This is a genomic window from Sphingomonas sp. R1 (assembly GCF_025960285.1).
Lineage (GTDB): Bacteria > Pseudomonadota > Alphaproteobacteria > Sphingomonadales > Sphingomonadaceae > Sphingomonas.
Window position 1 is genome coordinate 3847376 of sequence record NZ_CP110111.1, and the last position, 20851, is coordinate 3868226.

Sequence of the window (20851 nt, forward strand, 5' to 3'; positions counted from 1 at the left end):
GATCGTTCGGCGGGAGCGGGCAAGCATATCAGTCGCGGCTAGGCTTGCCGACGCCGGTATATTGCAGGCCGGCGCGCTCGAGCTCCGCCGGCGGATAGATGTTGCGCAGATCGACCAGAACCGGCGCGTTGAGGCTGTTCTTGATGCGGGTAAGGTCGAGCGCGCGGAACGCGTCCCACTCGGTGACGATCACCAGCGCGTCCGAACCTTCAGCCGCCGCATAGGGGTTGGCGACGAATTCGACATCGGTAAGCAGCTTGGCAGCCTGTTCGACGCCTTCCGGATCATAGGCCTTCACGGTGGCGCCGGCATCCTGCAGCGCCGCGATGATCGACAGGCTGGGGGCGTCGCGCATGTCGTCGGTGTTCGGCTTGAAGGTGAGGCCGAGAATGCCGACGGTCTTGCCGCGCACGTCGCCGCCCATTGCCTTGATGACCTTGCGGCCCATCGCGCGCTTGCGGGCGTCGTTCACCTGCACGGTGGCTTCGACGATGCGCAGCGGCGTCTCGTTGTCGGCCGCGGTCTTCATCAGCGCCAGCGTATCCTTCGGGAAGCACGAGCCGCCATAGCCGGGCCCGGCGTGGAGGAACTTGCCGCCGATGCGGTTGTCCATGCCGATGCCGCGCGACACTTCCTGCACGTCCGCGCCCACCTGCTCGCACAGGTCCGCAATCTCGTTGATGAAGGTGATCTTCACCGCGAGGAAGGCATTGGCAGCGTACTTGATCAGTTCGCTGGTACGGCGACCGGTGAACAGCACGGGGGCCGACTGGTTGAGCGACAGCGGACGGTAGATCTCGCGCATCACCTGGCGGGCGAACTCGTCCTCGGTACCGACGACGACGCGGTCGGGGCGCTTGAAGTCCTCGATCGCTGCGCCCTCGCGCAGGAATTCGGGGTTGGAAACAACCTTGGCGCCGCTGTTGGGCGCAACCTCGGCGATGATCCGCTCGACCTCGTCACCGGTGCCGACGGGAACGGTCGACTTGGTGACGATCACGCTCGGCTTGGTGAGGTTCTCGGCGATCTCACGCGCGGCGGCGAAGACGTAGGAGAGATCGGCATGGCCGTCGCCGCGGCGGCTGGGGGTGCCGACCGCGATGAACACGGCATCGGCGTCCTTCACGCCTTCGGCGAGATCGGTGGTGAAGGAGAGGCGGCCCGCCTTGACGTTGCTGGCGACCAGCGCGTCGAGGCCCGGCTCGTAGATGGGCATGACGTTCTGGTGCAGCAACTCGATCTTCCGCGCGTCCTTGTCCACGCAGATGACTTCATGGCCGAAGTCCGAGAAGCAAGCTCCGGATACCAGGCCCACATAGCCCGTGCCGATCATCGCAATGCGCACGATTTTCCCCTGTGACAAGAAGGCTGTTTCCAGCGGTCCGCCAAGGCTCTTAACCGAACCTGCTGCGACCGCAACCCTTCGCAGTGCAGCATTTGCCTGAGGGCGCGGCAACGGCAAAGAAAAAGGCCCGCGAAATGCGGACCTTTTTCTTGCAGATTGTTTCGGCCGGCGACGAGACGTCGCCGGCCTGTAACGGGGTTCAGAGCGGACGGATCTCGGTACCGGTGGCGCCGTCACGGAAGAACAGGGTGAAGAAGGTCATTTTTTTGGCTCCCATTTCTGCGCTGTTACGCGCAAGTCATTTCGTTAATGAAAAATTTACGTTTCCGCAATCGGGGAATCTGCGGAGGGTATGTATGCGCTCTCGTGAAGGTTTGCATTTACCATTCGTTTATCAACGTGCCGGTATCGTCGGATTTCGGCGCGTAGAACGGGGGGCGCAGCGACGGACAGGGCGGGGCGGAAATTGCCAAATCGCTGCAACTACCGGTTTTTCAGCGGAGTTCTGCAGCAACCAGTAGTTTTTCACGAAACTGTCCTTTATCCGGTGTGTGGCCGGAGCAGGCGGCGGGAGGGCATTCGGTGAGCCATGGCTTGACGGTTTCGGCACTATGCCGAGTGACCAATTTCGAGACAGTGCGGCGCATTTTGGGAAAAATGTGCCTGCATGATTCGATGTCCGCGATCGCCGCGCATCTGCAGTCTGCGCTTCAGGCCACTGAATCGGCAGCTGCCGGACGCGATCTGATCGAACTCAGCTTTGTTGCGGCGGATGCGGCGGACGCGGCTGCGCAACTGGATGCGCTGCGTATCGGCATCCTGTCCGCGCAGCGCGCCCTGGAGCTTCGCGCCAGGATCGAGTTCGAAATCGGTGCCGCATGGATATCCGGCGAGGCGCCCGACCCGCTTCGTCTGCTAGAGGCTGCCGAAGCTGCGCTGGCCCGCGCCGGGAGCGAGGGCGGCCTTTGCATGATCGACCTGTCCGTTGCGGGCGGCTCGATCGATCGCCTGACGCTCATCGCGGAATTGCCGCGCGCGATCGAAGACGGCGAGATGTTCCTGCACTATCAACCGAAGATCAATGTCCGCCAGCAGCAGGTGGCAAGCGCGGAGGCGCTGATCCGGTGGCAGCATCCCGAGCGCGGGCTGGTGCTTCCCGGCGACTTCATCGCCGCTGCCGAGGAGTCCGGCCAGATCGGTGAGCTCACGCTCTGGACGCTCCGCCAGGTGATCGCGGATCAGCGCGCGCTGGCAGCGAGCGGGCACGACATTCCGCTGTTCCTCAACATCTCGGGCATGCTTCTCGCCGACACGGGCTTCATCGACGAGGCCTGCGCGATCATCACGGCCAATCCGGAGGCCAAGCTCGGCTTCGAGATTACCGAGACGGCCGTCATTCGCGATCCCGAGAGCGCCATTCGCCACCTGCAGCAATTCGCCGATCACGGCGTGGTGCTTGCGATCGACGATTACGGCGCCGGCCTGTCCTCCCTTGCCTATCTCAAGCAGCTTCCTGCCAAGGAACTGAAGATCGACAAGATGTTCGTCACGCAGCTGACCTCGAGCCATCGCGATCCGCTGATCGTCCGCTCGACGATCGATTTGGCGCACGCGCTGGAGATGGAGGTCACCGCGGAGGGCGTGGAGACGCCGGCGGCGCTCGCGCTGCTCAGCGTGATGGGCTGCGATCTGGTGCAGGGCTATCTGATCTCGCGACCGGTGCCGTTCGGCGCGCTGTGCGCGTATCTCGGCGAACAGGACCGCCTGGTCGAGACCATGGCCAGCCGCCCGGTATTTCTTCGGTCCGGAAGTTCCTGGAAGCGCGCGTGAGCGCACGGGGCGGGCGCGGTCTCGCCTGGCTTGTTGCCGCGGCAGCGATGGCGTGTGGTGGCGTTTCCGCCGCGCGCGCGCAGCAGCTCCCGAAGGAGGTTGCCGCGCTCGTCAGCCAGGCGAAGGACCGCATCGTCGATCAGTCCGCCGACCCCGTTCCGCTGATCGACCGGGTGCAACTGGCGGGGAAGCGGAATGCGGATCCCGCCGAACGTGCGCTGATTCTGGGAACGGCCTTGTGGTTGCGGGCCGAACTGCAGCTGCGGACCGATCAGGTCGATGCCGCCAAGGCTTCGCTGGAAGAAGCGCAGCGCACCGTAGCGCAAATTCCGGGTCCGGTGCGGCTCAAGGGCGACCTGCTGCTGGTGCTGGGCAATCTGTACGTGATGCGCGACCAGGCCGCCGATGCGCTTGCGGCGTTTCAGAGCGCGTATCGCGTCTTCGAGCAATTGCGTGAAGTGCGAAGTCAGGCGCTGGCGCTGCAATCGATCGGTTCGCTCTACGCGCTCGCCACGGACGAACGGCGTGCCGAACGTTATTTCCGGCAGGCCTCCCTGCTATACGGGGGCGACGACATCCTGTCGCTGACGCTGCACAACAGCCGCGGCAACGTGCTGCTCGCACTGGATCGGTATCGCGAGGCGACCGCGGAATATACGATGGCGATCGCGCTGGCGCGGAAACTGGGCAAGACGTTTCTGGAAGTGCGCATTCTCGACAATCTTGCGCGAAGCCAGGTCGAATCGGGCAATCTGGATGGTGCAGAGTCAACGCTGAACCGCGCCTTTTCGCTTGCGAACGGCAGCGATACCAGCGGGTTGCGTCGGCTGTTGAATGCGACCGCTGCCAGGCTGGCGAACGAGCAGGGTGACACGGCGCGGGCCGCCGGCCTTATCGGCAAGACCTTCGAGGGGATGGATCTCGCCACCACGACCCAGGAGTATCGGACGCCCCATCTCTATGCCTACCTCATCTATCGTCGGCTCGACCGTAACGGGCTGGCGCTGCGTCATCTCGAGGCGCTGAAGCGGCTCAGCGACGAGGCGGCGAAGGTCGCAACCACCAATAGTGCGGCGTTGATGGCGGCCCGGTTCGACTATGCGAACCAGGAACTCACGATCCAGCGGCTCAAGACCGAGCAGTTGCGCAAGGCAGCGCAGTTCCAGCGCGCGCTGTTCCTGTCGCTGGGCGCGGCGACGCTGATCGTCATCGTGCTGCTAAGCGTAGGCCTGTTCACGATCCGTCGCAGCCGGAACCAGGTGCGCGCCGCCAACGCCGTGCTTGCCGGTACCAATGCGGCGCTGGAAAAGGCGCTGCAGGCCAAGACCGAATTTCTCGCCACCACCAGCCACGAGATCCGGACGCCGCTCAACGGCATTCTCGGCATGACGCAGGTGATGCTCGCGGACCGCACCCTCGCCGGCGCGGTACGCGAACGGCTGGAGGTGGTGCAGGGCGCCGGCCTCACCATGCGTGCGCTGGTCGACGACATTCTGGACGTCGCCAAGATGGAAAGCGGCAATTTGACCATCGACCCGGTGCCGATGGACTTCGCCGCGCTGGCGAACGAGGTCGTGCGCCTCTGGTCGGAGCCGGCTGCCGCCAAGGGCCTCGGCTTCGTCAGCGATCTTGCCGCCGCGCCGGGATGGATCGTGAGCGATCCCAGCCGCCTGCGTCAGCTGCTCTTCAACCTGTTGTCCAACGCGCTGAAATTCACCGCCGCCGGGCAGATCGGGTTGCGCGCGACCACCTCTGCGGAGGGCATGGCCGATCGACTGCAGATCGCGGTGTTCGACACCGGCATCGGCATTCCGGCCGACAAGCTCGATGACATCTTCGAGAGCTTCCGCCAGGCGGATTCGAGCACGACCCGGCAATATGGCGGCACCGGCCTTGGGCTGACCATTTGTCGCAACCTCGCGCAGGCGCTGGGCGGCACGATCCTGGTGTCGAGCATCCCCGGGCAAGGCTCCACCTTCACCCTCGACCTGCCGCTGGCGTACGCCGATGCGCCCGCGGCGGCGCAGGATGCGCCCTCGGGGGCGGGGGGGGTGCTGATCCTCGAACGTAATCCCATCACGCGGGCGATGCTCCGCGCCGTATTCGAGAAGGCGGTGGCGCGGCTGCACTTCGCCGCCGATGCCCAGGAAGCGCTCGAGCTACTCGATTTGGAGCAGTTCGCGGCACTGATCATTGACGAGGCCGCCCTCGCCACCGCAACGCTCGACCCGTTGGAAACTATTGCGTCTCTTTGCAGGGCCCAGCCCGAGATCCTTGCCACGCTGCTGGTGGCTAAAGGCACTGCTTCGGGCGCAACGCAATTTATGGACGCCGGTATAACGCAGGTTATAGAAAAGCCGATCGCCGGAGCGGAATTGCTGGAAATGGCCGTTCCTGCCTCTGCGCGGACAATGGACATTGTGGGGAAAGACCCGCTTGTAACGCAAGCGGCTTAAGGCGATAACACACTTCGACATGCAGACTGTGGCCGAAACGTTGGTACCTGCCCTGGCGGGCACTCCGCGATGAACATCCTGTTCATCGAGGACGACCCGATGAATCGCCGCGTTGTCAAGGATATGCTCGACGTTGCCGGCGCGACGATGGCCGAGGCTGCCTGGGCCGAGGAAGGCCTGGCCCGAATCGATTCCGAAACGTTCGATATCGTTCTGGTCGACTTGCGCATGCCCGGTACCGACGGGTTCGAGACGATCCGGCGGATTCGCGCGCGGCAGGACGCCAAGGCCGAACTGCCGATCATCGTCGTCACCGCGGACACGGCCGTCGATTTGCGGGAACGCTGCATGGTGACTGGCGCCGACGATGTGCTGTTCAAGCCCGTCGCGATGGATGCGCTGTTCGACGCGATCGGCCGGGTACTCGCGCGGCGCGGCGGCGCGATCCTCGCCTGATCAGTCCTCCGCGATGCGGCTGTTGCGGGCGGTGTCGCGCATCGTCGCATAGGTGACGAGCGAAATTCCGATCATCGCGGTGACGTACCAGTAGAAGCCGCGCTCCCACCCTGCCTGCTTGAACCACAGCGCCACCGACGGAGCGGTACCGCCGAACAGGGCGTTGGCCAGCGCATAGGGCAGCGCCACGCCGAGGGTGCGGATATGCGCCGGGAACAGCTCCGCCTTCACCACCGCGTTGATCGCGGTATAGCCGGTGACGATCAGCAATGCTGCCGTCATCAGCAAAAACGCCGTGCGGCCGTCGCGGACGCCCTCCAGCGCCACGAAGATGGGGTAGGTGAAGAGCAGGCCCAGCACCCCAAAGCCGATCATCAGCGGCTTGCGGCCGATCCGGTCGGACAGCGCGCCTGCCAGCGGCTGGACCAGCATGAACACGAACAGCGCCGCGGCATTCACCTGCGTCGCCGCCGCATCGGAGAAGCCGGCAGTCTTCTTGAGGAAGGTGATCGGGTAGATGGTATAGGCGTAGAAGGCGAGCGTGCCCCCGGCGGTGAGCAGCAGGACGAGCAGTGCTTCGCGGGGATGCTGGCGAAAGAGCGCGAAGGCGCCCGACGCGGCCGCACGGTCCCGATTGGCGAAGCTCCGCGTTTCGGCCAGTCGGCGGCGCAGCCAGTAGACGAGCAGCGCCAGCGCGCCGCCCAGCGCGAAGGGCAGGCGCCAGCCCCAGGCGCGCAGATCCGCCTCGGGCAGTATCGCCTGGAGCGCCAGCAGCGCCACGAGCGCGACCAGCTGGCCGGAGATCAGCGTGACATATTGGAAGCTGGAGAAGAACCCGCGGTGCCGCCGCCCTGCCATTTCCGACAAATAGGTCGCGCTGGCACCATATTCGCCACCCAGCGACAGGCCCTGGAGCAGGCGTGCGATCACCAGTGCCGCGGTCGCCCAGCTGCCGATCGCGGCATACCCCGGCGTCAGCGCGATGATCAGCGAGCCGGCGCACATCAGCGTAACAGAAAGGCGGAGGCCCGCCTTGCGGCCATGCCGATCACCATAGACGCCCATCAGCCATCCGCCGATCGGCCGCATGAAGAACCCGATGGCGAACACGATCCAGGCGTTCAGATCCTGCGCGGTGCCCGGTGCGAAGAAATGGGGGGCAAGATAGCTGGCCAGCGCCGCATAGGCATACCAGTCATACCATTCGACCAGGTTGCCGGCCGATCCGCCAAGGATCGACCGCAATCGTGTGCCGCGGTCCAGCGCGGGTGCGGAAGCAGAGGCCATGGCCCGTCTATAGCAGAGCGTCGCCCGCCGGAAAGGCACGTGCAGGGGGTGCGTTCCCCTCGGCGGGCGACGTCGATCGCGCGAGATAGCCTCAGCGCGCGATTCCGATCACCGCGGTTGCGGTGTAGCCTGCATCGATGCTGCCGCTCAGCGTCGGCGTCTGCTGCGCGATCTGGGCGGCGGTATTGTCGCCGAACACATTGTCGCGGGCGATCGAGATGCTGGCCAGGTTGGTGAGGCTGGTGCTGTAGCCGCTGGCGGAGGTGTAGACCGTGCTGCACGCCGCCGCCGGCATCGCCAGCTGCGAGATGAGCGTGGCGTATCGGCCGCTGGTCGCGGTGGCGAGGCTGGAGAACACCTCGAAATGGATGTGCGGCCACCGCCCGGAATAGCAGCCCGGGAAGATCGTGGTGAACGTCACCTTGCCATTGGCATCGGTAACCCCCACGCCGCGAAGATAGCTTTCGCTCGGCAGGTCGTAGAGCGAGTATTTCCCGTCCCGGTTGCAGTGCCAGATATAGACCGCATAGCCGGCGAGCGGGGCGCAGGCGCTGTTCACGTCCACCACCGTCAAGGTGAGCGTCAGCTGTACCCCGGCCGCGACGGTGGTGGAGCTGCCGATGAAGCTGGCGCGGATGTCGCTGCGCACCACGTTGGAGGCAGTGAGCGCATTCGAGGTGACGCCCGACGAGCTGTTGGTGCCGTCCGCGGGATAGGGGCCGTTGGTTTCCGTGGGATCGACGACGCAGCTGCCGCTCGTCGTCGCGGTGGGGGTCGGCGTCGGCGTCGGTGTGCTGGTGGGGGTCGGCGTCGGGGTGGGGGTGGCGCTTGCCGTCGTGGCGGTGCCGCTGCTGCTCGATCCGCCATCGCAGGCCGCCAGGATGGCGGCGGTACCGGCGCCGGTGAACCAGCCGAGCGCCCGTCGGCGGCTGGAAAGCGCGTTCATCGCCCGCAGATCCAGTGCGAGACCGTGATCGTGCGTGTCGTCATGCCCGTTCTGGTGGATATCCTGCAAGCTTCCCTCCTGTTCGTGAAGGCAGGATGAAGCGGGCGGATCGCCCCCCGATATCAGCGCGTGGCGGAATGTTGCGTCAGTTTGCAAGCGGCAGGCGGACGCGAACCCGGCCCCCAGCGCCGCCGGGCCGATTCTCCAGCATCACCTCGCCCCCGTGGAGCTCCACGATCGAACGGACGATTGCCAGCCCCAGCCCGGTGCCGCCCGTGGCGCGATTGCGCGAGCTTTCGCCGCGGACGAACGGTGCGAACAGCTTCTCGGCACGAGAGGGGTCGAAGCCCGGGCCCTTGTCGTCGACGAGGATCTCGCCATGGCCGTCCTCCACCGCCCACCAGATCTCGGCTGCCCGGCCGTAGCGCAGCGCGTTTTCGACGAGATTGCCGAACAGCCGCCTCAGCGCCTGGGCATCGCCGACCAGCACCATGCGGGGGCCGGGGTCGACGGTTACCGCGTTGCCGGCCGCGCCGAGATCATCAACCAGGCTCTCGATCACGCTGCCCAAATCGAGGCGCACCATTTCGCCGTGCGCGCGATCGTCGCGGGTGAAGCGCAGCGTCGCAGCCAGCATTGCCCGCATCTCGTCAATGTCGGCAACGGCGCGGTCGCGCGCGGCGTCGGGCAACTGCTCGATCCAGAAGGCGAGGCGGGAGAGGGGGGTGCCGAGATCATGCGCCATCGCAGCGAGCATCACGGTGCGATTTTCGGCCTGCTGCAGGATGCGGGTCTGCATCGCCTCCATCGCCTTGCCAAGATCGCGGATCTCGCGCGGGCCCTGCAGCGGGATCGCCTCCGGCGCGCCCAGCCGTGCGCGCTTCGCCGCTTCCGCCAGGCGGCGGATCGGCCGCGAGATTCGCCGCGCCGCCGCCCATGCGAGCAGCGACAGGATGACGAGGGTCACCAGCATCCACTGCAGAATCGCGATCCGCCAGCGGCCGAGCCCCGGCGCCCGGCTGACCGAGGCGACCAGCCAGCCCTTTTCGGTACGCCGGCCGATCGAGAAACTGCCGTGAATATCCTGGTCCGGATCATGGACCGGCCATTCATAATAGCCGCGGATCTGATCTGCGGGCACGGGGATGAGGCCGGCAATGGCCCGGTCGCGGTCCGGGAAGGCGCGTTCCTCGCTTCGCCCGAAGCGGTCGCCTTCCGAAAAGCGCAGGATCAGCGTCTGCCCGTGCGCGGTGACCGGGGCATGACCCGTGCGCAACGCATCCGCGATCCGCGCGATCGGGACGGGGCCGAAGCCGGGCGGCGGCCCCCGAAACACCATCGCGAACTGCACCAGCATCACCACCGCCGCGGAGGTGATGGCGAACAGCATCATGGGTACGACGATGGAGACGGGCTTCCGAATCACTTGGTGGTGACTTCGGCCACGAACATATAGCCTTCGTTGCGGATCGTCCGGATCAGTTCGTCGTCACCCGGGCGCGCGAGCTTCTTCCGCAGGCGGCTCATCTGCACGTCGATCGCGCGATCGAAATGCTCGGCATGGGCGCCGCGCGAATAGTCGAGCAGCGCATCCCGGGTGAGTACCCGGCGCGGCCGCTCGACCAGCGCGAGCAGCAGCCGGAACTCGCCGTCCGAAAGGTTGATCAGCACCCCGTCCGGGTCATAGAGCTGTCGCCCCACCGGATCGAGCCGCCAGCGGGCAAAGCGCAGGAAGCTGCGTTCCGGTGCACCGGCGGCTACAGGCGTCGTGGCAAAGCGGCGCAGGACCGATCGAATGCGGGCCAGCAACTCGCGCGGATTGGCGGGTTTCGCGACATAATCGTCCGCACCCATTTCCAGGCCGACGATGCGATCGATATCTTCGCTCAGCACCGAGTGGAAGATGACCGCCGGACCCGTCTGGCGGTCCATCGTGCGCAGGATCGAAAGACCGTCTTCGCCGGGCATCATCAGGTCGAGCACGACGAGCGCATAGTCGTTCGCGGCAAGGGCGGCGCGCATCGAGGTCGCATCCTCCGCCGTGTCCACGACATAGCCGTGCTGGCAGAGGAACGCGGCGGTGAGTTCGCGAATTCCGGGGTCGTCGTCGACGATCAGGAGACGGGTTTCGAGGTCCACGGCGTGAGCTAACTGCATCATGGAAGGGCTATTGCCGGGCAAATCTATCGGGCGGGTTGCAGCCCTGCAATCTGGTGTAATCTACGGTGGGCGTGGCTTTCCGGCAACAACACTCCGCCGCGACCGGCGGTGCACGCTTTTGCTTGAAGAATCGCAAGAGCGCTGATAGGAGGCCCGTTCGACGCCGCAACTATGGTTTCGGCGGCCCCTTGCTATTGAGTTTGATCGGAGCTGTACGACTTTATGCAAATCATCGTTCGCGACAACAACGTCGACCAGGCGCTGCGGGCGCTCAAGAAGAAGCTGCAGCGTGAAGGCGTCTATCGCGAGATGAAGCTGCGCCGTCACTACGAGAAGCCCAGCGAAAAGCGCGCGCGCGAGCGTGCCGCCGCTGTGCGCCGCGCCCGCAAGCTGGAGCGCAAGCGCATGGAGCGCGACAGCGCCCGTTGAGGCCTGCCCGGCGCGCGTGTCATAGCGCGCGCCGACGTTTCTCTTCCTTCATAACGGGAACCCGCGTTCCCGCCGGAGTCCGATCATGTCGGTGACCGCCGTTCCGCTCCATCCCGTCAAGGGTAGCTATAAGCTCTGGATCTGGTTGGGGGTGCTGGCGGCGGCCGCCATTGCCTTCGCGCTCGCGTGGAGCGGTACCCGCACGCCCGTCTCGTCGCATCTCGACGCCGACGGCTTTCTTGCGTGGCACAAGAACCAGCCGGGCATCCAGACCACGCCGTCTGGCCTGCAATATCAGGTGATCGAGGCCGGTAGCGGCGTCACGCCGTCCGATCAGGACGGGGTCGTCCTCGAAATTCGCGGGACGCTGCGCAACGGCAAGGAATTCCAGCCCAAGACGCCGATGCGTTTCCAGATCGGCCAGCCGATGATTCCGGGCTTCACCGAGGGTGTTAAGCTGATGAAGAAGGGCTCGCGCTATCGCTTCTGGCTCCCGCCGAAGCTGGGTTATGGCGCCGAAGGTGGCCAGCAGAACGAACTGTCCGATCAGGTGCTGATCTTCGACGTGAACATGCAGGAACTGGTACCCGCCGCGGTCATCCGCCAGATGATGCAGCAGCAGGGCGGCATCCCACAGGGCGCCGGCGAGCCTGCTGGCCAGTAAGCGGCTCCGACCAAGCATTTTCGAAAGCCCGCGAGCGACCCTCGCGGGCTTTTTCGTATGTCGTCGTGCTGGAAGTGCGATTGCTGCCGTTCCGCCCGTTGCTCCGGCTGCGGATGGTGAGGGGGCGGGCGATTGCGTCAGCCGCTGGTGTCGAGGAAGCGGCGGTCGTTGCCGTCAAGGCACAAGGCGGTGAGGCGCCCGGTCGCGCTGGCGCCGGTGTCGATGGCGATCCGGTTCGGGTGAACCTCCGGCTCGCCGACGACGGTGTGGCCGTGAACGACCAGCACGCCGTGATCGGCGGTGCTGCGCAGGAAGGGCAGGCGGATCCAGCGCAGGTCCTGCGGATCCTGTGCGTCGATCGCCACGCCGGGGCGGATGCCGGCATGGGCGAACAGCACGTCGCCGACTTGCACCGAATCGCGAAGGTTGCGCAGCAGCGTCTGGTGTGCGCCCGGGATCGCGGCGCGCAGCCGCTCTGCGGCCCGCTCGGGCTCGGCCAGCAGCGCGATCGGGTCCAGCCCGTAGCTCGTCGCACATTCCTCGCCGCCGAAGTGCAGCCAGGATTCAAGATGCCACATGTCGCCTTCGAGCAGGGTGACGAGCATCGCTTCGTGGTTGCCGCCAAGCACGGTCAGCGTGGCATCCTGGGCCAGTCGCGCAAGCACCAGATCGAGGACGCCGCGCGAATCGGGACCGCGATCGATCAGATCGCCGAGCAGGATCAGGTGGTCGACCGTGCGGGGGCTGGCGGCACGCTCCGCATCGATGCGGGCGAGCAGCGCCTCGAGCAGATCGCGGCGGCCATGGACGTCGCCGATCGCGTAGACGCGCGTATGGGCCGGCACGGCATAGGCGGGCGGCTCGGTCCGACGGAATAGCGCGCGCAACATGCCGTCAGCCGGCGAGCCGCAGACCGCTCGCGATGCTGTCCGGCGCAGGCTGGTCGGGCCAGATGCCGCGGGTGTCGTACACCAGCTTGCCCGATCGTTCGTCGAGCGGCACCGACTTGAACAGGTCGTGATCGACCAGCACGATGAAGATCGGGCAGCTTTCGATCGCGCTGTCGATATCGGTCAGCACGGCGCCGGTGTCGGCGAGGGCGGGGGGCAGCGCGTGCGCATAGGGTTCGACGATCCGGACGCGAGCGCCATGCGCCTCCGCAATCGCCTGCGCGACCTTGAGCGCGGGGCTCTCGCGGAAATCGTCGATATTGGCCTTGAAGGCGAGGCCGAGGCAGGCGATCGGCGCGCCCGGCAACCGGGCGATCAGCGCCTCGGCACGCGCGATGCTGTGCGCGACCTTGCCGTCGTTCACTTCGCGGGCGGTGCGGATCAGCGGGCTCTGCTCGGGGTTGGAGTGGACGAGGAACCAGGGGTCGACGGCGATGCAATGGCCGCCTACGCCGGGGCCCGGCGAGAGGATGTTGACGCGCGGGTGGCGGTTGGCGAGGCGGATCACCTCCCACACATCGACGCCCATGCCCTCGGCCAGGATCGAGAGCTCGTTGGCAAAGGCGATATTGACGTCGCGAAAGGCGTTCTCGGTGAGCTTGGTCATCTCTGCGGCACGCGCCGTGGTGGTCACGCAGGCGCCGCGGACGAAGCGGCGATAGAAATGCAATGCCTTGCGCGCGCATCGCGGCGTGATGCCGCCGATCACCCGGTCGTTCTCGATCAGCTCGACGAGGATGCGGCCGGGCAGCACCCGTTCGGGGCAATAGGCGATGGCGATGTCGGCGCTGCCCGCGCTGTGGCCGGGTACCTTGAGGTCGGGGCGCAACTGGGCCAGCAGTGCGGCAACCTTTTCGGTAGTGCCGACGGGCGACGTGGATTCCAGGATCACCACGTCCCCGGCCTTCAGCACGGTTGCGATGCTCGTCGCAGCGCGCAGGACATAGCCGATGTCCGGCGCATGGTTGGCGCCGAACGGGGTGGGCACGGCGATGACGAACACGTCCGCCGGCTCGATCGCCAGCGAGGCGCGGAGATTGCCGCGCGCGACGACGCCGGAGACCAGGCCGTCCAGGTCGATCTCCTCGATATGGACGCGGCCCGAGTTCACCGTCTCGACGACGTGGGCGTCCACGTCGATGCCCAGCACCTGCGCACCGGTGCGCGCGATCACCGCCGCCGTCGGCAGGCCGATATAGCCGAGGCCGAGCACCGCAACCTTCGGCTCCGTCGTCACAAGCATCGCAAACTCCGCGCGAATTCAGGAGCCGCGACCTTGGCAGAGAGGGGTTAAAATATCGGAAGGCGGCTCAGCCCAGGCCGAACCCCGCGCGGATGATGCCGGCAATCCGGGTGGCGGCATGGCCGTCGCCGAACGGGTTGTGCGCCCGCGCCATGGCGGCATAGGCCTGATCATCGTCGAGCAACTCGCCGACCGCGTCGACGATCCGGTTGGTGTCGGTGCCGACCAGCCGCGCGGTGCCGGCGGCAACGCCTTCGGGCCGCTCGGTCGTCTCGCGCATGACGAGGACGGGCTTGCCCAGCGCGGGGGCCTCTTCCTGCACCCCGCCTGAATCGCTCAGCACCAGATGGGCAAGGCCAAGCGCGCGGATGAAGTGCGGGTAATCGAGCGGATCGATTCGCGCGATGTTGGGCTGATCGCCAAGGGCCGCGTCCATCACCCCGACCACGTTCGGATTGGGATGCACGGGGAACAGGATTGCCACGTCCGGCCGCGCCGCGATCCGGCGAATCGCCTCGGCGATAGCGCTCATGCCGCCGCCGAAATTCTCGCGGCGATGGGTGGTCACCAGCACGATCCGCTTGCCGGCGAAGCGGGCCGCTATGGGGTCCAGACCGGCGGCCAAGGTGGGATCGGTGGCGATTCGATCCCGCGTGGCGAGCAGCGCGTCGATTACGGTGTTTCCGGTCACATGAATCGTGGCGGGCGCGACATTTTCCTCGCGCAGCGCGTCCGCCGCCGTCTCGGTCGGCGCGAAATGCTGGTCGGCGATCGGCGCTACGATCCGGCGGTTCACCTCTTCGGGCCAGGGCTGATAGATATCGCCCGAGCGCAGCCCCGCCTCGACATGGCTGACGGGGATCTTGCGGTAATAGGCCGCCAAGGCCCCCACCATCGCCGTGGCGGTGTCGCCCTGCACGATCACCCGATCCGGCCGCACGACGTCCAAGGCGCCGCCGATGCCGGTGAGCAGCCGCGCAGTGAGCGCATCAAGCGACTGACCGGGTGTCATCACGTCCAGATCGATGTCCGGCGTTATGCCTGCGATCGCCAGAACCTGATCGAGCAGGCCACGATGTTGCGCAGTAACGCAGGTTGCAACATCCAGTCCCGGCGTGGTGGCAAGCGCGCGGATGACAGGAAAAAGCTTGATGGCTTCGGGGCGGGTGCCGAAGACGACGAACAGCTTTTTGCGGGTTTGTGTCATGATCGTTGCATAGCCTCATCCCCTCACCGAACCATTACCAGTTCGGGACGTTTGCCACACGTGCCGTGTATCGCTATGCCGCACTGCACCAGTTTCTACGTCACGAGGGGGGTTATGACGATCAAGCCGCTGCGTAAGGCCGTGTTTCCGGTCGCCGGTCTCGGAACGCGATTCCTGCCCGCCACTAAGGCGATGCCGAAGGAGATGCTGACGGTCGTCGATCGTCCGCTGATCCAGTACGCCGTCGATGAGGCGGTGGAAGCGGGCATCGAGCAGATGATCTTCGTCACCGGCCGCGGGAAGTCGGCGCTCGAGGATCATTTCGACATCGCCTACGAACTCGAAGCGACGATGGCCGCGCGCGGCAAGTCGCTGGAGGTGCTCGACGGAACGCGCCTGAAGCCGGGCAACATCGCCTATGTGCGCCAGCAGGAGCCGATGGGCCTCGGCCATGCCGTGTGGTGCGCGCGCGACATCGTGGGCGACGAGCCCTTCGCGGTGCTGCTGCCGGACGACTTCATGTTCGGCAAGCCGGGCTGCCTCAAGCAGATGGTCGACGCCTACAACAAGGTTGGCGGCAACCTGATCTGCGCCGAGATCGTCCCCGACGATCAGACCCACCGCTACGGCATCATCACGCCGGGCGCGCAGGACGGCAGCCTCACCGAAGTGAAGGGGCTGGTCGAGAAGCCGGCGCCGGGCACCGCACCGTCCAACCTCTCGGTGATCGGCCGCTACATCCTGCAGCCCGAGGTGATGCGTGTGCTGGAAAACCAGGGCAAGGGTGCCGGCGGCGAGATCCAGCTGACCGACGCCATGCAGCGCATGATCGGCGACCAGCCTTTCCACGGCGTCACCTTCGAGGGCACGCGGTACGACTGCGGCGACAAGGCTGGCTTCATCCAGGCCAACCTCGCCGTTGCGCTCTCGCGCCCGGACCTGGAGCCGGCGGTTCGCGCTTTCGCGGTGAAGGCGCTGGGCTGAATCAGCCAGGCGGCGCGCCGGACCATCCGGCGTGCCGCCTCAGGCCCGCGCGATGTTCTCGCCCGTCACGCCCGCCTTGCCACAGGCGTTGCGGGTGTCGATCACCAGCCTGGCCGAAGCAGCCAGCGCAGCATAGTCGACCGCGTCGTGATCGGTCGCGATCAGCACCGCGTCATAGCCGGCGATCGCCGCGTCGTCCCAGGCGATGCCCTGGCGATAGTTGAGCGTCGGGTGCTCGCGCGTGCCGTTGATCTGCGCGACGTGCGGATCGTGGAAGTCGGCGGTGGCGCCGCGCGCCTCGATCAGCTCCATCAGGCGCAGCGACGGGCTTTCGCGGATGTCGTCGACATTCTTCTTGTAGGCGACGCCCAGCACCAGCACGCGCGCGCCGCGCAGGCCCCGGCCGAAGCGTGCGTCAAGCGTGTCCGCCAGCACGCGGATCACGTGCTGGGGCATGTCGGCGTTGATCTGGCCTGCCAGCTCGATGAAGCGCGTGTGCTGGTTGTACTCGCGCGCCTTCCAGGTGAGGTAGAAGGGGTCGATCGGGATGCAGTGCCCGCCCAGCCCCGGGCCCGGATAGAAGGGCATGAAGCCGAACGGCTTGGACTTGGCCGCATCGATCACTTCCCACACATCGATGTCCATCGCGGTGAAGATCAGCTTCAGTTCGTTGACCAGCGCGATATTGACCGCGCGGAACACGTTCTCGGTGATCTTCACCGCCTCTGCGGTCGCCGCGGAGGACACCTGGATCGCCTGCGGCACGATGTGGCGGTAAAGCGCCATCGCCAGCCCGGCCGAGGCAGGGTCGTCGGCACCGACGACCTTGGGGATCTTGGTGGTCGAGAAGGTCGGGTTGCCGGGGTCCTCGCGCTCGGGCGAATAGGCGAGGAAGAAGTCGCGGCCGGCAATCAGCCCGTCGGCTTCTAGGATCGGCTGCATCACCTCGCGCGTCGTGCCGGGATAGGTGGTCGATTCAAGGATCACCAACTGGCCCTTGCGCAGGCTCCGCGCGATCGCACGCGTGGTGTGCTCGACATATTTGAGGTCCGGCTCGAGATGCCGGGTGAGCGGCGTTGGCACGCAGATCAGCAGCACGTCCACTTCGCCCAGCCGGTCGAGATCGGCGGTGGCGGCGATGCGCTGCTCGGCGACCAGCGGCGCGATACGGTCGCCGGGGATGTGCTTGATATAGCTCTCGCCGCGGTTGAGCGCGACGACCTTCTCGGGATCGAGGTCGAAGCCGAGGACCGAGCACCCGGCCTCGCCGAATGCTACCGCCAGCGGCAGGCCGACATAGCCCATGCCGATCACGCCGATCGTCGCCGTGCGGCTTTCAATCCGGGCTTGCAGCGTCAGTCCGTGCGCCGGCCATTCAAAGGTCATGTGGTCCGCTCCATTCGGGAGCGGCCCTCATGCACCAGCGCCGGTTTCAGCTTTGATAATGCTCCAGATACCAACGCACGAACTTGGCGACACCTTCCGCCGGCGTGGTGGAGGGGGCGTAGCCGGTGAGGCGGCGCAGCAGATCCGACGATGCTTCGGTCGCCGGCACGTCGCCGGCCTGCATCGGCAGGAAGTTCTTGATCGCGGTGCGTCCCAGCGCGCTCTCGGCCGCGCCGATATAGTCCATCAGCGGGGTCGGGCGACCGGCACCGATATTGACGATCCGGAAGGGCGCGGCGGGGGAGAGGCTGTCGCCCTCGACGGACACTTCGCCCGGCACGGCATCGATCAAGCGGACGATCGATTCGGCAAGATCGTCGATGAAGGTGAAGTCCCGCACCATCTCGCCATTGTTGTACACGTCGATCGGCTCGCCGGCGAGAATGGCGCGGGTGAACTTGAACAGCGCCATGTCCGGCCGTCCCCAGGGGCCATAGACCGTGAAGAAGCGGAAGAAGGTCATCGGCGTGCGGAACAGGTGTGCATAGCTGTGGCCCATGAGCTCGGTCGCGCCCTTGGTGGCGGCGTAAAGGCTCATCGGCGTGGCGGTGCGCTGGGTCTCGCCGAACGGCATGTCGGTATTGGCGCCATAGACCGAGCTGGTGGACGCCGCGAGGAAGTGGCGCACCGGATGGTGGCGTGCCAGCTCGAGCAGGTTGAACGTGCCGATGACGTTGGCGCCGATATAGCTGGCGGGCTGCTCGATGCTGAAGCGCACGCCGGCCTGCGCGGCGAGGTGGATCACGACGTCCGGCTCGAACGCTCCCCAGGCCGCCGCGAGCGCGCTCTGGTCCTCGATCGAGATCCGCGCCACCTGGAAGTTGGGGTGGTTGGACAGCATGTCGTTGCGCGCTTCCTTGAGCGCGACGTCATAATAGTCCGAAAAATTGTCGATGCCGAGCACCGTGGCGCCCGCCTGGAGCAGGCGGCTGGCGGTATGAAAGCCGATGAACCCGGCCGATCCGGTGACGAGCACGCGGGGGGAAGAGGCGGTGGGTTCGGGCATGGTGGTTCCTGTCGATTGGCGGGGCGGTGTTCCCTAGCCCGGCGCTCCTTACCGGACCGTTCCCGTGCCGCAAGCCGGGCAGCCGGGGTCCTTGGGCAAGTGGAGCGTACGGAAGCGAAGGGCCAATGCGTCGACCAGCAGCAGCTTGCCGGCGGTGTCGTCGCCGAACGGCGTGATCGCGCGGATCACCTCCAGTGCGGCGAGACTGCCCAGGATGCCGGTCAGCGCGCCCAGCACGCCCTGTTCGGAGCAGCTGACACCCTCGCGCTCGGGATCCTGGCCGACGAAGCAGCGATAGCAGGGCTTGTCGGCCTCCCAGCCGCGAAAGGTTCCGAGCTGGCCCTCGAACTCGGCGACCGCCGAGGAGACGAGCGGCACCCGCGCAGCGAGCGCCGCATCGGCGACCGCGAGGCGGGTCGAGAAATTGTCGGTGCCGTCCAGCACGACGTGATGGGCGGTAAGAAGGGCGGGCGCGTCCTCGCCGGACAGGCGGCGGGCCTCGATGGTCACGGCGACGTTGGGATTGATTGCGGTAACGCGCTTGGCGGCGGTCTCCGCCTTCCCCGCGCCAATGTCGGCAGTGGCGAACAGGACTTGGCGCTGCAGATTGGAGCGATCGACCACATCGTCGTCGACGATCGTCAGCGCGCCCACCCCCGCGGCAGCGAGATACTGGATCGCCGGGGCGCCGATGCCGCCCGCCCCGATCACCAATACCCGCGCTGCCTTGAGCTTCGCCTGCCCGGTGCCGCCCACCTCGCGCAGGATGATGTGGCGGGCGTAGCGCTCCAACTCCTCGTCGGACAGTGTCATTTCGGCCAGGTGAAGGTGACGGTCGCGCGATACCATTGGTCGGCGCCGGCCATGCGTGGCAGCAGGTTGCCGCGCGCTGCACCCGCCACCATCGCCGCGGCATATTGCTCGATCGAGGGGCACTGCATCGCCCGCGGCACCGTCGTGCGGATATTGTCCTGCGTATCGACCAGCACCGCCACGTCGACGCTCAGCGTCAACCCCGGGCCGATGGCCAGCGGGCATTTGCGGGCAACCACCTCGCTCGCGACGAAGCCGAGCATCTCCGGCGTGATCTGAGGCTCGCTGCGATAGGGCAGCGGCGGCAGCGATTGCCAGTCGATGCGCGGCGGCGTCGCCTGCAGCGCCATGCCCAGGGCGATGACGCCGATCACCGACCGGTGGAGCCGAAGCCGCCGGTGCCGCGCACGGTTTCGTCCAGATTGTGCACTTCGTCGAGGTCGGCACGCTGCACCGGCGCCGGCACCAATTGCGCGATCCGGTCGCCGCGCGCGATCGGGAAGTCCTCGCTGCCCAGATTGGCGAGGATCACCTTCACCTCGCCGCGATAGTCGCTGTCGATCGTGCCCGGCGTGTTGAGGCAGGTGATGCCGTGCTTGAGCGCCAGGCCGGAACGTGGGCGTACTTGCACCTCATAGCCGGCGGGAATCGCCATGGCGAAGCCCGTGGCGACGGCATGGCGGGCGCCGGGGGCCAGCGTCAGCGCTTCGGCGGCAACCACATCCATACCCGCGGCGCCGTCGGTGGCGTAGCGGGGGAGGGGAAGGTTCTCGCCATGGGGCAGGCGCTGGATCGCGATGCGGATCGGCGGCAGCAAGGTCAGCCTTTCGTGGGAAGTGCCGCCGCCAGCCGGGTGGTGGCGGCCAACACTTCGGGATCGTTGAGCAAATCATGTCCCCGTCCGGGGACGATCCTGAGATCGGTAGCGATGCCGCGAAGCGCAAGGGCTTCGGCATAGGCGCGGGACAGGGCCGGCGGCGTGATCTTGTCGTCGAGGCCGACCAGCACCGCGGCGCGCATGCCGGGCATCACGCCGCCGGCGGTCTTCAGCGGATCGAGGCTCGCCACCGGCGTGGCCCAGGCGGTGCCGTGCCGCTGCTTCTGCATGCCCTTGCGCCATTCGGGCAGGGCGCACGGGCAGCCGACCAGCACCATCGCGTCGAGCAGATCGGGCCGCATCCCGGCAATGTCGGCGGCAATCGCGGCGCCGCCGGAGTCGCCGACCAGGATCAGTCGCGCGGCGGCAAAACGCTGGCGCAGCATGCCGATCGACTGGGCGACCGCGTTGATGCGTTCCTGCGTGTAATCGTCCCCATAGCCGAGGCCGGCTTGCCCGGGCGAGCGGTTGCCGGCGGAATCGCCATAGCCCGGGCGCAGCAGGGCGAAGGCGGCGCTGTTCGGGATCGTCCGGCTGACGGCCTCGGCGAAGCGATAATGGTCGCTGCGGGTCTCGGCGCTGCCGTCGCCGTGCAGGACGACGACCAGCGTCTTCACCATATCCGGCGCGTTCGCACCGAAGGTGCGCGCGTGCAGGTTCAGTGCCGGCTCGGCCTTGGTGGCAAGGTGGGGCGCTGCGGCCGGCGGGGTCGTGCAGCCAGCGAGTAGCGCGAGCCCGGCCAGGGACGACAA

The 20851-nt window shown here is 66.6% G+C and carries 20 protein-coding genes; 6 read left to right on the top strand and 14 right to left on the bottom strand.

Features of this window, described 5'->3' with window-relative positions:
• Nucleotides 1-28: 28 nt before the first annotated feature.
• On the bottom strand, nt 29-1345 hold the full coding sequence (locus OIM94_RS18250; RefSeq protein WP_264608074.1) for a UDP-glucose dehydrogenase family protein: 1317 nt from the start codon (nt 1343-1345) through the stop codon (nt 29-31).
• Nucleotides 1346-2020: 675 nt separating this feature from the next.
• On the opposite strand from OIM94_RS18250, the gene OIM94_RS18255 reads away from it, so the two are divergent.
• The 3 genes from OIM94_RS18255 (at nt 2021) to OIM94_RS18265 (ending at nt 6087) form a co-directional block, all read left to right on the top strand.
• Nucleotides 2021-3175 (top strand): EAL domain-containing protein, encoded by a 1155-nt coding sequence (locus OIM94_RS18255; protein WP_264608075.1) that lies wholly within the window; start codon nt 2021-2023, stop codon nt 3173-3175.
• On the top strand, nt 3172-5631 hold the full coding sequence (locus OIM94_RS18260) for an ATP-binding protein (RefSeq protein ID WP_264608076.1): 2460 nt from the start codon (nt 3172-3174) through the stop codon (nt 5629-5631). The genes OIM94_RS18255 and OIM94_RS18260 overlap by 4 nt, the downstream gene beginning before the upstream one ends.
• Before the next feature lie 69 nt (nt 5632-5700).
• Complete coding sequence (locus OIM94_RS18265; RefSeq protein WP_264608077.1) at nt 5701-6087, top strand: response regulator; 387 nt, start codon at nt 5701-5703, stop codon at nt 6085-6087.
• On the opposite strand, the gene OIM94_RS18270 is transcribed toward OIM94_RS18265, so the two are convergent.
• The 4 genes from OIM94_RS18270 to OIM94_RS18285 form a co-directional block, all read right to left on the bottom strand.
• Nucleotides 6088-7374, bottom strand: coding sequence for an MFS transporter (locus tag OIM94_RS18270; RefSeq protein WP_264608078.1), 1287 nt, complete (start codon nt 7372-7374; stop codon nt 6088-6090).
• Between the two features lie 91 nt (nt 7375-7465).
• The gene (locus OIM94_RS18275) at nt 7466-8320 is read right to left on the bottom strand and encodes an intradiol ring-cleavage dioxygenase (RefSeq protein WP_413716407.1); all 855 of its coding nucleotides are present in this window, start codon (nt 8318-8320) and stop codon (nt 7466-7468) included.
• Between the two features lie 145 nt (nt 8321-8465).
• Complete coding sequence (locus tag OIM94_RS18280) at nt 8466-9713, bottom strand: ATP-binding protein (protein ID WP_264608079.1); 1248 nt, start codon at nt 9711-9713, stop codon at nt 8466-8468.
• A 29-nt stretch (nt 9714-9742) separates the two neighbouring features.
• Nucleotides 9743-10480 (bottom strand): response regulator, encoded by a 738-nt coding sequence (locus OIM94_RS18285; protein WP_264608080.1) that lies wholly within the window; start codon nt 10478-10480, stop codon nt 9743-9745.
• A gap of 222 nt (nt 10481-10702) precedes the next feature.
• On the opposite strand from OIM94_RS18285, the gene rpsU reads away from it, so the two are divergent.
• Both rpsU and OIM94_RS18295 read left to right on the top strand, forming a co-directional pair.
• Entirely contained in the window at nt 10703-10909 is a 207-nt protein-coding gene (rpsU, locus tag OIM94_RS18290; protein WP_010545388.1) for a 30S ribosomal protein S21, read from the top strand.
• A gap of 85 nt (nt 10910-10994) precedes the next feature.
• Nucleotides 10995-11573: an FKBP-type peptidyl-prolyl cis-trans isomerase gene (locus OIM94_RS18295; RefSeq protein ID WP_264608081.1), complete on the top strand. Its 579-nt coding sequence runs from the start codon at nt 10995-10997 to the stop codon at nt 11571-11573.
• A 137-nt stretch (nt 11574-11710) separates the two neighbouring features.
• Here the strand turns inward: OIM94_RS18295 and OIM94_RS18300 are convergent, their stop codons facing one another.
• From OIM94_RS18300 to wecB, 3 genes are all read right to left on the bottom strand, one after another.
• Nucleotides 11711-12463, bottom strand: a complete 753-nt coding sequence (locus OIM94_RS18300) for a metallophosphoesterase family protein (protein ID WP_264608082.1) — start codon at nt 12461-12463, stop codon at nt 11711-11713.
• Between the two features lie 4 nt (nt 12464-12467).
• Nucleotides 12468-13766 carry a UDP-N-acetyl-D-mannosamine dehydrogenase gene (gene wecC, locus OIM94_RS18305; protein ID WP_264608083.1) on the bottom strand — a complete coding sequence of 433 codons (1299 nt, stop codon included), beginning with the start codon at nt 13764-13766 and terminating at the stop codon, nt 12468-12470.
• Nucleotides 13767-13833: 67 nt separating this feature from the next.
• On the bottom strand, nt 13834-14973 hold the full coding sequence (gene wecB / locus OIM94_RS18310; RefSeq protein ID WP_264608084.1) for a non-hydrolyzing UDP-N-acetylglucosamine 2-epimerase: 1140 nt from the start codon (nt 14971-14973) through the stop codon (nt 13834-13836).
• A 114-nt stretch (nt 14974-15087) separates the two neighbouring features.
• Here wecB and galU point away from each other — a divergent pair, with 114 nt between their 5' ends.
• Nucleotides 15088-15957, top strand: coding sequence for a UTP--glucose-1-phosphate uridylyltransferase GalU (gene galU, locus OIM94_RS18315; protein ID WP_264608085.1), 870 nt, complete (start codon nt 15088-15090; stop codon nt 15955-15957).
• A 39-nt stretch (nt 15958-15996) separates the two neighbouring features.
• On the opposite strand, the gene OIM94_RS18320 is transcribed toward galU, so the two are convergent.
• Genes OIM94_RS18320 through OIM94_RS18345 form a run of 6 tightly spaced genes read right to left on the bottom strand, consistent with a single transcriptional unit; the run spans nt 15997 to nt 20851 of the window.
• Nucleotides 15997-17343: a nucleotide sugar dehydrogenase gene (locus OIM94_RS18320; RefSeq protein ID WP_264608086.1), complete on the bottom strand. Its 1347-nt coding sequence runs from the start codon at nt 17341-17343 to the stop codon at nt 15997-15999.
• 46 nt (nt 17344-17389) lie between these two features.
• Complete coding sequence (locus OIM94_RS18325; RefSeq protein ID WP_264608087.1) at nt 17390-18409, bottom strand: NAD-dependent epimerase/dehydratase family protein; 1020 nt, start codon at nt 18407-18409, stop codon at nt 17390-17392.
• 48 nt (nt 18410-18457) lie between these two features.
• Complete coding sequence (locus OIM94_RS18330) at nt 18458-19222, bottom strand: HesA/MoeB/ThiF family protein (protein ID WP_264608088.1); 765 nt, start codon at nt 19220-19222, stop codon at nt 18458-18460.
• A complete protein-coding gene (locus OIM94_RS18335; RefSeq protein WP_264608089.1) occupies nt 19219-19596 on the bottom strand; it encodes a hypothetical protein in 378 nt (125 codons plus the stop codon). Before OIM94_RS18335 ends, OIM94_RS18330 begins: the two co-directional genes overlap by 4 nt.
• Nucleotides 19593-20039, bottom strand: coding sequence for a dUTP diphosphatase (dut, locus tag OIM94_RS18340; protein WP_264608090.1), 447 nt, complete (start codon nt 20037-20039; stop codon nt 19593-19595). The genes OIM94_RS18335 and dut overlap by 4 nt, the downstream gene beginning before the upstream one ends.
• Before the next feature lie 2 nt (nt 20040-20041).
• Complete coding sequence (locus OIM94_RS18345) at nt 20042-20851, bottom strand: alpha/beta hydrolase (RefSeq protein ID WP_264608091.1); 810 nt, start codon at nt 20849-20851, stop codon at nt 20042-20044.